This is a genomic window from Thalassoglobus sp. JC818 (assembly GCF_040717535.1).
Lineage (GTDB): Bacteria > Planctomycetota > Planctomycetia > Planctomycetales > Planctomycetaceae > Thalassoglobus.
Genome location: NZ_JBFEFI010000006.1, coordinates 39801 through 53771, shown reverse-complemented (window position 1 = coordinate 53771; position 13971 = coordinate 39801). Strand labels below are relative to the sequence as shown.

The 13971-nt window shown below is 52.1% G+C and carries 10 protein-coding genes and 1 tRNA gene; 7 read left to right on the top strand and 4 right to left on the bottom strand.

From position 1 onward, the window contains the following. Positions 1-242 precede the first annotated feature (242 nt). Positions 243-316, bottom strand: a tRNA-Cys gene (locus tag AB1L42_RS16310). Positions 317-776: 460 nt separating this feature from the next. On the opposite strand from AB1L42_RS16310, the gene AB1L42_RS16305 reads away from it, so the two are divergent. Further along, positions 777-1094, top strand: a complete 318-nt coding sequence (locus AB1L42_RS16305) for a tetratricopeptide repeat protein (protein ID WP_367058087.1) — start codon at positions 777-779, stop codon at positions 1092-1094. A gap of 354 nt (positions 1095-1448) precedes the next feature. Here the strand turns inward: AB1L42_RS16305 and AB1L42_RS16300 are convergent, their stop codons facing one another. Further along, a complete protein-coding gene (locus AB1L42_RS16300; RefSeq protein WP_367058084.1) occupies positions 1449-1667 on the bottom strand; it encodes a hypothetical protein in 219 nt (72 codons plus the stop codon). Positions 1668-2178: 511 nt separating this feature from the next. Here AB1L42_RS16300 and ispE point away from each other — a divergent pair. From ispE to AB1L42_RS16270, 6 genes are all read left to right on the top strand, one after another. Beyond that, a complete protein-coding gene (ispE, locus tag AB1L42_RS16295) occupies positions 2179-3111 on the top strand; it encodes a 4-(cytidine 5'-diphospho)-2-C-methyl-D-erythritol kinase (RefSeq protein WP_367058081.1) in 933 nt (310 codons plus the stop codon). A gap of 96 nt (positions 3112-3207) precedes the next feature. Further along, positions 3208-3885 carry a SpoVG family protein gene (locus AB1L42_RS16290; protein WP_367058078.1) on the top strand — a complete coding sequence of 226 codons (678 nt, stop codon included), beginning with the start codon at positions 3208-3210 and terminating at the stop codon, positions 3883-3885. A gap of 369 nt (positions 3886-4254) precedes the next feature. Further along, on the top strand, positions 4255-5181 hold the full coding sequence (locus tag AB1L42_RS16285) for a DNA integrity scanning protein DisA nucleotide-binding domain protein (protein ID WP_367058075.1): 927 nt from the start codon (positions 4255-4257) through the stop codon (positions 5179-5181). A 310-nt stretch (positions 5182-5491) separates the two neighbouring features. Beyond that, on the top strand, positions 5492-7159 hold the full coding sequence (locus AB1L42_RS16280; RefSeq protein ID WP_367058071.1) for an NADPH-dependent assimilatory sulfite reductase hemoprotein subunit: 1668 nt from the start codon (positions 5492-5494) through the stop codon (positions 7157-7159). A 185-nt stretch (positions 7160-7344) separates the two neighbouring features. Next, complete coding sequence (locus tag AB1L42_RS16275) at positions 7345-8142, top strand: hypothetical protein (protein ID WP_367058068.1); 798 nt, start codon at positions 7345-7347, stop codon at positions 8140-8142. A 314-nt stretch (positions 8143-8456) separates the two neighbouring features. Next, positions 8457-10355, top strand: coding sequence for a sulfatase (locus tag AB1L42_RS16270; RefSeq protein ID WP_367058065.1), 1899 nt, complete (start codon positions 8457-8459; stop codon positions 10353-10355). An 89-nt stretch (positions 10356-10444) separates the two neighbouring features. Here the strand turns inward: AB1L42_RS16270 and AB1L42_RS16265 are convergent, their stop codons facing one another. Then, on the bottom strand, positions 10445-12412 hold the full coding sequence (locus AB1L42_RS16265; RefSeq protein ID WP_367058062.1) for a DUF1549 and DUF1553 domain-containing protein: 1968 nt from the start codon (positions 12410-12412) through the stop codon (positions 10445-10447). Then, positions 12409-13836 (bottom strand): DUF1501 domain-containing protein, encoded by a 1428-nt coding sequence (locus AB1L42_RS16260; RefSeq protein ID WP_367058059.1) that lies wholly within the window; start codon positions 13834-13836, stop codon positions 12409-12411. Before AB1L42_RS16260 ends, AB1L42_RS16265 begins: the two co-directional genes overlap by 4 nt. Between the last annotated feature and the right edge of the window lie 135 nt (positions 13837-13971).

Genomic DNA, 13971 nt, shown 5'->3' with positions numbered 1-13971 from the left:
CTGAGTCTCGTTCGGGAATCGCTTTCACAACGAATCCACAAATCAAATGATGAGCTGTTCCACAGTTGAATATCGGCATGCTCGAACGGCGAATTTGTGATTTGCCGCACTGAAAAGAAGAATCGCACCGGACTGTTGTCTAGATTGGGCCGATTCGGAGCTGTATTGAAGCAGCTGACGGCTTGAGAACAGGCCACGAAGAAAGCCTCACCAATCAATGTGATTGATGAGGCTTTGATGAGAGGCGCAGCCCGGATTCGAACCGGGGAATAACGGATTTGCAATCCGTCGCCTTAGGCCACTTGGCTACTGCGCCAAAGTCATTTGCTGACTGCTATTTGATCGGATCGTCACAACGCGGACTTTCCTGAAATCAGGTATTTTTTGGACCCTTGTTCCAGGTTTGTCGTTGAGCAGCGTTGGATCAATTTCTGTGATCCGCAAATCTTGTGTATGCGGCGTAAACTACCGAGCAGAGACGAAGGCGTCAAACCATGTTTTGATGAGATTTTCACGGAACAGTTTGTTTCTCTGAAATTCTGCTTTCGCTCGTTGGCTCTCCAAGTTTTATCAGCGAACATCAACTGGAGTTGATTGCAGGCTCCGGTGATCTGGTTCGATATTCGGAATCGATCAATGCTCAAGGCTTCTCATTCAGATGATGAACCATATGATGGTTTATTGGCTGACAAGGAGACTCGTCAGCGTGACACTCGGGGAGAGAAAAGTGTTCCCCAGCTTTTGTGCTTTCAAGAAAAAACGAGGAACAGCGGACAATGCCCAGTCCACACGAGATCTACGACGAAGCCATTGAACTGAAGAATCAGGGGGATCTTCCTGCGGCTGTGGCAAAGCTGAAAGAAGTCTTGGAAATCGATCCGAATCATTCGGACACCCATTCCGCATTGGCTGTCTATCTGCAGCGAATGGGAGATTTTCCGGGGGCGGTCGAGCACGCCAAGAAAGTTTGCGAAATCAATCCGAACGACGCGTTCTCGTATACGCAGTTGTCGGTGATCTACGTCAAATGCGGAATGATTCAAGAAGCAGAAGACGCTCGCGCGAAAGCTCATGCAGTCCAGGCTGGGGGATAGACCACTCGCATGGTTTCACAACTTGCTTGAGAACAAATCGCGTTCAGCATTCTTTAATGCCGACGGAACGCTCTCAGCTTCTCTGCAGAGCTTTGAGAGCGAATAGCTCGTCTTTCAATCAAACGAAAGAATTTCGTCTGAGAGCAGGTGCCGACCCAATCATCGATTTGAGAAAGCGGTCGAATTGTTCGCGTTCCACTTCATGCGTGGATCGATGTGACTGATTCGGCGGGCGGAAGAAATGGGTCGTCGTGACGAGTTTAAAGCGATTCTTCCACTGAAAATCGAGTTGAGTCGGACTCGCTCAAAGATGAAAGCTGCGAATCAGTCACCTGCTGGATGTTGGTCAGCGACTCACGCTCCGGGGCGGAGTCGACGGTATTCCGTCAGAACGTCGTAGAGATCTTCGGGGATCTGGACATCATCGTTGTGAAAGTCTTCGATCCACGTTCGCCCCGACCGGGATGCATCCTTGATCACTTCCAGTAACTCGCCGAAAGTCATCGTGATGGTTGGTGGTTCCGGGGCAAAAGTCTCGTCTTCTCCAGTGAACAGACGTAAACGCGGCTTCATGATGGTCCTCCGTGAAACTCCACCAATCGCTTGAAAGCGAGTTCCGTGACATTGTGTCCGGCATTCAGTGCCCCTGAGTTATCGGCACGATGTTCACAATCCTTGAATCTGTCAAATTGAACAGTCACAGACGACGAGAGGTTGCTGAATCGTGACGACTTCGGGAGTTTCGACTCAAGTCGCCGCACTCAATGAACGCCCGTGAGAATCGATGCCGACTGAATTTGATGGTGATTCTGGTCTTATTCAACAGTGAAGACTGATGGCATGAAGCAGGGGAAACCACACAGTTTGCCCGCGATCTTTCTCTTTGGCCCGCCCGGAATTCTTTACCAAATAGCTTGCTCAAGAAGTCAACTCTTGACTTTAGTATTTCCGCCCGTAAGATCGACAAAATCCTATCTGATGCTGCGAGTCATCTCGCAAATCCCGAGGAATCGGCGTCATCGATTCCAAGGCAACATTCGTTGAAAACATCGACAATTCGATCCTACACAGAAACGTGTCTCCCATGCGGATTCATCGTCAGGGTACGTGTTTGAACGTACTTGCCCCTGCAAAGCTCAACCTGTCATTACAGGTTTTGGGAGAGCGTCCCGACGGGTTCCATGACCTGCACACAGTAATGATTTCTGTGGGCATTTTTGATTCTCTTTCATTCAGGCTGCTTCCTGAATCAGACATTCATCTTTCCGTTTCTGACGGAGATCTTGGGCACCGGCATTCGCAAAATTCTTTTGAGTGCCCGAACGATGAACGAAATCTGATCACCAAAGCAGCTCGCTTGATTCAATCGGAAACCAATTGCTCCAAAGGGGTTTCCATTCATTTACAGAAGCGGATTCCCAGCGAAGCAGGCATGGGCGGCGGCTCCAGCGATGCGGCCGCGACACTCGTCGCACTGAATCAATTGTGGGAACTGAACTTAACCCGCGATCGCCTGCATTCTCTCGCAGCACAGCTCGGAAGTGATCTGAACTTTTTCCTCGACTCATTCCCCATCGCGATTTGCACAGGGCGAGGAGAGAAGATTGAGCCAGCTCGATTAGGCCGACTCGTTCACTTCGTCATCGTGAAGCCACGTTCGGGATTGGCCACTGGAGAAGTTTTCCGACTTTGGAAACGTCTCGCTGAAAACACTCGAGGGAATGGAAATACTCAAGAGGCGGCCGATTCGGAAGGTCGCTGGACGGAATCAAATTCGCAAGTTGTCTGGAGTTCTGTGATTGAAAACTCCTTACAGCCTGCTGCGGAAACATTGAATGCAGACGTGAAGTCGGTTTTGCTGAATCTGTCTCACGAAAGTGGGGTGGCCAGCGGAATGACCGGGAGTGGCTCAGCGTGTTTCGGGATTTGCCGAAACGCACGTCATGCCCGGCGGGTCGCTGCGAGGCTGCAAAGCCGAGGGATTGGAAGAGTTTGGGTAACGACATCGGGAGTATGACACCAGTTCAATTCAATGTCAGTCCAGAGGCCAGGACCGGAGTTTTTCTTTGGGGTGGGCGAGTTTTGTCCAATTTCAGAGAGCGAGGAGCGACCAATGAACATTACAGAAGTGCGTATTAAACTCATGGAATGCGAGTACGAAGACAGACTCCTTGGATTCTGTTCGATTACTTTTGATTCTGCGTTTGTGATTCGCGATCTCAAGATTATTCGAGGCACGAAAGGTCCGTTCGTTGCGATGCCGAGCAGAAAACTGACTGATCGGTGTCCGAAGTGTGGAGGCAAGAACCAGCTGCGCGCAGCTTATTGCAATCACTGCGGTGTCGCTTTGAATGATGATCGCTCGCACAAGCACTCTGATGGGAAAGCCAAACTCTACGCCGACATCGCGCACCCAATTCATTCAGAATGCCGTGACATGATTCAAGAGTGTGTCATCACGGCTTACGAGCAGGAAGTTGTTCTCGCTCAAACTGCAGAATACGTGTGTCGTTACGACGATTACGGCGAATTCGATGCGGTCGCGATCAGCATGGGAGAGAGCGAACCTGAACTGCCGCAGCGGGATCGAAACCGTCAACCGGTTCGCAGAAACGGTGAAGCAACGAAGGATGTCAAAGGGCGTCCGAGTCGGGCTGGCGGTGGAATGAAAGTCCGCATGGATGAACGCCAGCAGCGTCAGAGCCCTCGGCCGAGTCGATCCACACGCTCTCGAAAAACGGCCAATTCAGAAACCGCACGCTCCGATGAATTCGGTGAAGGTCTGTTTTAGGCCACTTTGATCGTGTCGCGTCAGACGGTTGCACGCGTTCATTTCGCTCGGAAACAGCATTTCCACGTGCGAGTTACTGCGAATCAGAAGTGAAGGTGCCGTCCCCGAACAGGCCGGGAAGAATCTCGCGTCTAGTCGAAGTTCACCGGTTGTCAAAGTCCAGTTCGTTGGTTTGACCTGACCGGGAATTTCCATACACTTCGGCTCCCATGGCGTGATGGATTCCCGAAAATATTTCGAAGGCGTCATCGAGAGTGTCGCACTCAAATTGAGACTTTGATGGGCATCTTCAGTCTCTTCGAATTTGAATTCGTGCGGATTCCACAACCATGACCTCGCCAGAAGTCACCCTGCTGATATGGAAATTGCATGCCCAGAACCGAGCTTCCAGCATCGCTTGTGCGACTGCTTAAGGCCGCCCGGAAACTGGCTGTGGACGCGGAATGTCGCGCTGCAATTTTGCTCGCAGAAATCGCTTACGACTTCGAAGAAGTGAAAAAACTTCTGAGGGGAATTCCTCTCATTGTCGCTTCGCATCTCCCCGAAGTTCAGCAGGCAGTACTGGACGACGGACTGACTCTCGTCCCGCTCAATGAAGAGCCACAAACCCGGCAAATTCAATTGAGCCAATCACTGCTCGAAGCGATCGCAGACGATCTGGTCCAAACGGGCGATCGAATCATCGCGGTTTATGCTGGTTTTGAAAGAGAAAATCTCGACACAGTCAGCCTGATCAACCTGAGCGAACATCTTGCTCGCTTGACGACACGAGATCTGCAGCGACTGGAAACTCAGGTTCCGTTGCAGACGCTTCGGAAAGTTGTCGACTTGGCTGTGGAAGTCGGGCGTGAGGGTCGCGAAGGGAAAAAGGTGGGCACGTTGTTCGTGGTCGGAAACCACCGCAAAGTGCTTGAAATGTCTCATGAAGGGATTCACGACCCGTTTCGAGGATACCCTAAAAAAGAGAAAATGATCACAAGCCCGCGTGTTCGGGAAAGCATGAAGGAAATCGCCCAGATCGACGGTGCCTTCGTGATCTCCTCAGACGGATGTGTGATGGGGGCTGGTCGAATGCTGGACGCACCTGCCGAAGAATTGACGCTTTCCAAGGGACTGGGATCTCGCCACTGGGCTGCTGCTGCGATCTCCAAAGCGACGAATGCGATTGCAATTGCCGTTTCGGAGTCGACGGGCACGGTCAGGTTATTTCAAGGCGGAATTGTGGTTCTTCGAATTGAGCCGATGCTTCAAGCCATGAAATGGCACGATGTCGACACTGAACCGCCCGGCGAGTAATCAAGAAACTGAAGGAAATGTCCCGATCTGCTCGATCGGCCAATTTCCTGATCCAATGAGTTTGTTCGAAGTGGCGAAAGTTCCGCCGAGCCAGGCTCGCTCTTGGATCAAAATGGCAATTCCTACGACTGGGAGTTTGCTGATCGCCGGTTCGTTTTGGTGAACCTGGCGAGCGATTTCTGCATCTGAGACAGTAATTCAAAGGTCTCGACATCAAGTTCGGAGACCTGTTAATCTGTCGTTCGGGCAGTTGATTTGAAAACTTAGGTGAGCAATTTTACTTGCATGAAGATGGATTGAGGAGAGGTCAATGGCGGATGAGAAACTCAGTAAGCTGGAAGGAGTGAAGGAAACCAGCGGTTTCTTGCGAGGAACAATTGCCGAAGACCTTCTCGATTCTGAACCAACAGTCCAGGGTGACAATGCTCAACTGTTGAAGTTTCATGGAACCTATCAGCAAGACAACAGGGACGAGCGAAGCGGCGGCAACAAAGCCTACTCGTTCATGGTCCGTAGCCGAATTCCGGGCGGAAAAGTAAGTGCCGAGCAGTTTCTCGCGGAACTCGACCTCGCTGATGAGTATGGCAATCAGACCCTGCGTGTCACCGATCGTCAGGGATTCCAGCTTCATGGCGTTATCAAAGGGAATTTGAAGTCAACGATCCGGGCGATCAATGACATCAAGCTTTCGACCCTCTCTGCTTGTGGGGATGTTTGCCGAAACTTCATGTGCTGCCCGGCCCCTGTTGCAAACAGTCCGGTTCATGACGAGATGCAATCTCTCGCTGGCAAACTGGCGATGCACTTCGCTCCAAGAAGTTCTGCCTATTCCGAAATCTGGCTGACTGACGGAGATGAAAAAGTCAAAGTTGCTCAGGTTGACTTCAACGAGCCAATCTACGGTCGCACGTATCTGCCTCGAAAATTCAAAATGGGGATCGCGCTGCCAGAGGACAATTGCGTCGACATCTACACCCAGGACTTGGGACTCATGGCGATTGTCGAATCGGGAAAGATCATCGGCTACAACGTTCTCGTTGGAGGTGGGCAGGGGATGACTCCTGCCAAGAAGGACACTTTCCCGGCCGTTGGTTTCAAGATGACCTTCGCAACAACAGAGCAAGTTGTCGCAGTCTGCGAAGCCGTTGTGAAAGTTCAACGAGATTTCGGGAATCGGGCAGATCGAAAATATGCTCGAATGAAGTATCTCATCGCAGACTGGGGACTGCCGAAATTCAAGGAGAAGGTCGAAGAGTACTTCGGAGGCGCGTTGCCTGAACCGCATCCAACGGATGTCACCGGTGTCGATGACCATCTGGGGTGGCGCGAACAAGGTGACGGAAAGCTGTACCTCGGGATCAACGTCGACAACGGACGGATCAAAGATGAGGGTGACTTCCGGCTCAAGACCGCTCTGCGTGTCATTCTCCGCAAGTACGGCATGGAAACCCGCCTGACTGCACTTCAGGGAATTCTTCTATGTGATGTCGATCCCAATGATCGAGCGGACATCGAAGAGATTCTGAAGTCTCACGGAGTTGCGCTGGCAGAGGATCTGTCTCTGATTCGACGATACGCGATTGCCTGCCCCGCGCTTCCAACGTGTGGGCTCGCAGTCACAGAATCTGAACGCATCATGCCTAACGTCATTGAGGCACTGGAACAGACGATGGCCGATAATGGTCTCGCTGGGGAACGCATCACTGTTCACATGACTGGATGCCCGAACGGATGTGCTCGACCGTATACTCCGGACATCGGATTGGTCGGTAAGGCGCGTGGCAAGTACACCGTCTATCTTGGCGGAAATCCTGAAGGAACACGTCTTGGATTTCTGTTTCAGGATTTAGTCCCGGAAGCGGAGATCAGCCAGGTCGTCTCACCAATTCTGGCGCGTTACCGAGAGGAACGACAAGAGCAGGAATCCTTCGGGGATTACTGCTTCCGCATCGGAAAAGAAGGCCTCCAGGCAAGCTAAAGCGGTTCGCTGTTCCACCTCATTCGCTCTCGTGTTTGAGCAGACGCTGATTCGTCGTAGAATGAATCGCGATGAGGAGAGCAGTGCGTCTTGCTCATTGCGCGATTGTGCAAACGATTCCATCTCCGCGCCGACGGTTCTATACTGGAGTCGGAATCTATCGTTGCGCAATCGTGTAGGAAGTCATGGAATCCGCGAATCATTATCTGGTGATTGTACAGTCGCTGCCCAAAGATCGACTTCCGCTGCATGAGATTCTCGTTGAGAATCTGAAGATGCACCCGACGGATGCACTCAAGAAAATTCATGATCTTCCAGGGATCGTGGCTGTCGATCTTGAGCAGGGAACGGCTCTGAAAGTTGCGAGGGACTTTCTCTCGGCGGGGTGCCGTGTCACCGTTGCGAGTGACGAAACGCTTCCGGACCTCGAACACTCTCCCAAGCTGCATCATGTGCGGTGTCACCCCGACGGATTTGAACTCGTCGGACTCGATGGAAGCAAATTTGCCGTTCTACCGTGGACGAGTTTTGCCTTCCTCTCCGTCGGCATGATCCCATTCTCTTACAACGAAAATCCGGCCGATCGCTTCACGACTGCGTCCAGTCCCGGCCCGTCTTCGACGACAAAACGAGCGAGTTCGCTTCCAAAAGCGAGAGAGTTGTGGATCACGACTCACCATCCTGATCGTTGTTTTCGAATCGAAGAACAGGAGATGAACTACGAGTATCTCGGAGAGAGAAAATCGAGTTCGGCGACCACGAATTTCGAATTGCTAGTCCGTGACATCGTGAAGTTTGCACCTCACATCGCGTTGTCATCGTCAGCAAGAGCCTATTTGAATCACAATTCGATCCTTGAGTACTCGTTTGATTCCGCTGAAGAGTATCGACGCTGGGTTCGGGCACAAATTGCGATCGTCCGTGACCTCATGGAACATCGAAAGCCGAATAACGAGACCACAGACTCGGACGGCGATCGCTAGAGCAAGTTGCTCTTTTCTGTGCACTCGCTTGCACTGTTTCAGAAGTTAAAAGGCTGTGCTTGCTCGTGCGAGATCGTGCACACAAAATTAGCAAATGCTTTGAAGTCCGTCAGAGAGCACGTTTCTTCACCTGCTGCTGGTCCGGCTTTCCAGAAGTCGTCATCAGCTCGAGTGATCGCTATGACAGCGAATCTGTGAAAATGGTCCAAATGAAGAGCATCGGTCTCCGTTTGGATTGCTGAACAAATCAAAAACTCTCAAGATGTCCTAAGCGACCAGTTCTCACTCGACATCTTTGCGCCAAGAGGTTTTGTATGGCTCGTTTTCTTCCGTTGCGACATGTCGCGCACACGGTGTTTGCAGTTTTGATCACTCTGGTTTCAGGGATTGATGCGAACGCAGCCGAAGCGAATGCAACAGATTCGTTGAAGCGACCGAACATTGTTTGGCTGATTTCAGAAGACAACTCCAAGCACTTCCTTAAACTTTTCGACGAGCACGGTGCTGAGACTCCTCACATCGCAGCCTTGGCCGAACACGGGATCATCTATGATCACGCGTTCTCCAACAGCCCGGTCTGCAGCGTCGCGCGAACGACTTTGATTACGTCGTGTTACGGACCTCGCATTGGAACACAGTATCACCGTCGGTCGAAACTGGTTCCGATGCCTGAGGGGTTGCGGATGTTTCCGAACTACTTGAGAGAGGCGGGTTACTACACAGCGAACAACAGCAAGAAAGACTACAACGCAATCGAAGGAGAAGGCGTTTGGGATGAATCCTCCGGAAAGGCTTCATGGAGAAAACGAGCTCCGGGGCAGCCATTCTTTTACAAACAGAGCTTCAAGACGACACACGAAAGCTCGTTGCATTTTCCCCGGAAGACATTGCTGAATGAGAAGACCAGCACCGACCCCGAGAGTGTATTCGTTGCTCCTTACCATCCCGATACGGAAACCTTTCGATACACCTATGCTCGCTACCACGATCGAATTCAAATGGTCGATCGTGAAATCGGCGACGTTGTGAAAGCACTCGAAGAGGATGGACTTCTGGAAGAGACGTTCATCTTCTACTTCGGAGACCACGGTGGCGTCCTGCCTCGCGGAAAGGGATATGCTTACGAAAGCGGGCTGCACATTCCGCTGGTAGTGCGGGTCCCTGAGAACTGGAAGCATCTCGTCGATGAATCAATCGGAAGCAGACAAAACGGATTTGTGAGCTTCGTCGATTTCGGACCAACCGCCCTCAATCTCGCAGGTGTGGAGGTTCCAACGGGTATCGATGGAAAGGCATTCCTCGGAAAGGGGATCAAGTCGCAGGAAGTTGCGTCTCGCGATTTCGCATTCGGCTACGCTGACCGATTTGATGAGAAGTACGACGTCGTCAGAACGATTCGAAAAGGAAAATACGAGTACGTTCGCAACTATCAGCCGTTCAACGTTGATGGGCTTCAGAACAACTACCGCTACATCATGCTGGCTTATCAGGAGTGGCGTGAACGCTTCGAGCAAGGTGAACTGAATGAAGTTCAATCGCAGTTCTTCCGACCTCGCCCGGCAGAGATGCTGTTCGACATCGAAGCTGATCCGCATGAGGTGGCCAACCTTGCCGGAGATCCGGCGCATGCAGACAAACTGAAGGAGATGAGGACCCTCATGTCATCGTTTGTCTCAGACTTGCCGGATTTGAGTTTTTACCCGGAGAGCGAACTCGCCAAGCAAGCGTTCGACAATCCGAAGAAGTTTGGCCAAGAGCGCCAGAAGGAAATTGTAAAGCTGGTCGAGATTGCCGATCTCAGCCTTGTTTCATTCGATGAAGCTAAGCCCGGACTTCGCAAAGCATTGAATTCTGAAAACCCCTGGGAACGATATTGGGGACTGATTTCATGCACCGTGCAGGGAGACGCAGCCAAGCAGTTCACCAGACGAGCAAAGAAGCTCGCTGAGAGCGATGACGAACCGTTGGTCCGAGTCCGAGCGGCCGAGTTCTTGGCCCTCACTGCGGGTGTGCCGCCGCAAGAAGTCATTCTGGGAGCTCTCAAAGAGACACAAGACGGTATTGAAGCAGGGTTGATTCTTAACAGCCTGACGCTTCTTCGAGATGGACAGCCTGGGTATGAATTCGAGTTAACACAAGAAATGCTGAGCCCTTCAGTTCTCAAGAACGACACCGTTCAGCGAAGGCTGCAGTATCTTGTTGAAGAGAATTAGCAGTCTTGTTTACATCGTCGAATTGAAAACATTGCGGTGCTTTCGACATGCGCTGTGATTGCTTGAGTTTGCCGCGTCAGCGCATGTCGTCAGTCGATGTAGATAAACTCGTTGAGATTCATCAAGGCGTGGCACAAGTCGATAAGAGCGACTTCATCGTCAGGATGATCGTTCAAAAAGGCGAGACAGTTCGTAAGCTCTTGCACGTTCGGTTTTCGACTGAAGCACAAATCGTACGCGAGGTTGATGCGTTCGGGCTGCGAGTCGGCTCCTGAATCGACTTCCTGAGTCAACCTCGCTGCAAAGGCTGTTGCGCGTTCTCTTGCAAAATCTGAGTTGAGCAAGTGCAGTGCTTGAGGAGCGATGGTTGTCTTGCTTCGGACTGGACAGCTCAAATTGGCGTCGGGTTTGTCGAAGGCTTCGAGGAACGGCAATCGCAAGTTTCTTCGCATGAACAGATAAATCGTGCGCCGATCATGTTCAGCAGGATCTTCAGTGACCTTCCAATGGTTTTTCAGGAGCGTCGACGTCACTGCTTTGGGAAGTTCGGTGCGAACTCCCGGTCCGCCGGTTTGACGGTTCAATTCTCCCGACACGGAGAGCATGCTGTCACGAATCGCTTCTGATTCGAGTCGTCGCCGGTTGCGTCGACCGAGCAGGCGGTTGTTCCGATCCTGTTCAATGAGTTCTTCCCAAATGGCCTTGTCTTCTGCTGACAGGTTTTCGGTGGGAAGACTCGCACGCTGGTACGTCGCGGAATTCACAATGAGTGAGTGGAGTGCCTTCAGGTTCCAGCCCGAGTCGATGAGTTCCGCAGCGAGCCAATCGAGCAGTTTGGGATGTGTGGCGGAATCCCCCATCCAACCGAAGTCGCTCGTGGTTCCAATCAGACCTTCCCCGAAATGGTGATGCCAGATGCGATTCACAATGACTCGTGCGGTCAATGGATGATCGGGAGCCGTCAACCACTGCGCGAATGCAATTCGTCGACCGTGCGCCGATTCATCCAGTTCCTGCAGCTCAGCATTCGTTTGAATGACTCGAGGAAACTGTGGAGAGATCTCTGGTCCCGGGCGGCGGAAGTCTCCCTTCATGTAGACCTTACTCACAGGGACATTCTTCGCGAGGTTCTTGGCGACGCGGGCTTTTGAAGGTTCTGCGCCTGCTTCGGGTAGTGAATGGTCTTTGAACAGATCGAGTGGTTCGAAGAAAGAACGGATACGATAGAAGTCCTGCTGCGAGATTGGATCAGTCCGGTGATGGTGGCATTGGGCACATCCGAAACGAAGACCCAGAATGACTTCACCAATGTTGGCTGCGATGCCGTTCAGGAAGTTGTGGCGTCGTTCTTCCTGAAGGTTGATATCGGGCATATCTGGACCCGCGAGAAGAAATCCCGTCGCGATGAGAGCATCTGATGAGTCGGGAGCGATTTCATCACCGGCGATTTGAAGTCGCAGAAACTCGTCGTAAGGTAGACCATCGTTGAACGCTTTGATGACCCAGTCTCGATATCTCCAAGCTTCGGGACGCACATGATCATGTTCGAACCCGTCGGTTTCTGCGAAGCGAACGAGGTCCAACCAGTGCTGCGCCCATCTTTCGCCATAGCCGGGGCGATTCAGGAGCGCCGTGACAAGTCTCTCGTACGCATCCGGAGAGTTGTCTTCCAGAAATTCTGCGATCTCACTTTGCGTGGGAGGCAGTCCGATTAAGTCGAATGTGACTCGCCGGATCAACTGTTGTTTGGTCGCCAGCGGAACGGGTTTCAGACCTTTGTCTTCCAATCGAGCGATAATGAATTGGTCGATCGGATTGTTGCAGAGGTCAATGTTGGCCACTTCCGGTACAGGAGGGCGCTCCACCGGTTGGTAAGCCCAATAGTCGCGATCTGCTTCCGTTATCTCCGGTTCGTCGAGGCTGACATGTTCCGTTTCAGATTCGTTACTCGCTGACGGTTTGGAAGCGTGTGCGAGTTCCAAACCTGTCCAACTCAGGACGGAAATGCAGAAGACGGAGCAACAGAGTTTTGACAGCAGTTTCGAAAGATCGTTCACGCCAGAATCTCATGGACAACTCGGCCAGCGACGTCAGTTAACCTTTCGTCGCGACCATTGTGAAAGTATGTCAGCAGTTCGTGATCAAATCCGAGCAGGTGGAGAATCGTGGCATGTAAATCGTGGATATGCACGGTCTGCTCGACTGCCCGCAATCCGACGTCGTCAGTCGCTCCATAAGTGAAGCCCGGTTTCACGCCTCCTCCAGCCATCCAAACGGTGTAGCCCCACGGATTGTGATCTCGACCTTTTCCCTGCTCGCTCATCGGCATTCGCCCGAATTCTCCGCCCCAGATGACGAGTGTTTCATCCAGCAAACCACGTTGCCGCAAATCCGTCAGCAGACCGGCAATTGGCAGATCCGTGGCCTGGCAGTAATGCGAATGGTTCTGGAGGACGTCGGCGTGAGCGTCCCAGCCGTTGGTGTCTCCAGAGTACAATTGAACAAACCGAACTCCACGCTCGATCAGTCTTCGTGCGAGCAGGCAACGAGTTCCGAATTCGTTCGTTTCCGGTTGGTCGATTCCATAAAGCTGTTGGATGTGAGAAGGTTCCTCACGAAAGTTCATTGCTTCTGGTGCGGCAGCCTGCATTCGAAATGCGAGTTCGTAAGACTCGATGCGTGCTTCAAGTTCTCCATCCAATCCTCGTGCCCGAAGATGTTCGCGATTCTGGGAGTTGATGAAGTCCAGCATGTTTCGCTGTTGGTGTTCGTTGATGCCTTTTGGGCGATCCAGATGCAGGATCGGCGTCTCTCCGGTTCGAACAGTCGTCCCCTGGTAGGTCGCTGGCAGAAATCCACTTCCCCAAGCTGGCGGACCACCTTTGATTCCGGTTCCGCGATCGGGCATGACGACAAATCCCGGCAGGTTTTGGTTCTCCGTTCCTAAACCATAAGAGACCCAACTGCCCAGACTTGGCTTGCCCATCAAAATGCTTCCAGTGTTCATTTGATACACTGACTGCGGATGGTTCACGCTGTCTCCGTGAACCCCTCGGAGGACGCAGAGTTCGTCGACTTGGCCAGCCAGATGAGGAAGAAACTCACTGACCTCAATTCCTGACTCGCCATGCTTTCGGAATTTCTTAACGCTTGGCAGAAGTGGGTTTTGACCGACTTTCCGCCGAGTCATCACATTTCCGAAACTCTCAGGCAGAGGTTTCCCTGCATACTTTTCGAGGACCGGTTTCGGATCGAACAAGTCGACATGGCTGGGACCGCCATGCATGAACAGGTAGATGACTTGCTTGACGCGGGGTGCGAAGTGTGGGGCTCGGGCGGTCTGGTTTGCTTGGGCTTGCTGTTCTGTGGCGAGCAGGCTGGCACATGCGAGTGCTCCCAAACCTCCTCCGGATCTCGAGAGAAACTCGCGGCGACTCCAGCTTCTGTGAGTGTTGAGATTGCTGTTGTTGGTGTGTGTCATCTCACTTCACTCCGCTCCCGCGTGAGAGCGACTCTTACTGGTAGGATGGAACGATTCGAGCTGACCTTCAATCGGAGTCGGAAACCGCTCAAGTGGCGGGGAAAAGTTCACACAGATTGAGGCGATGTGAACAGA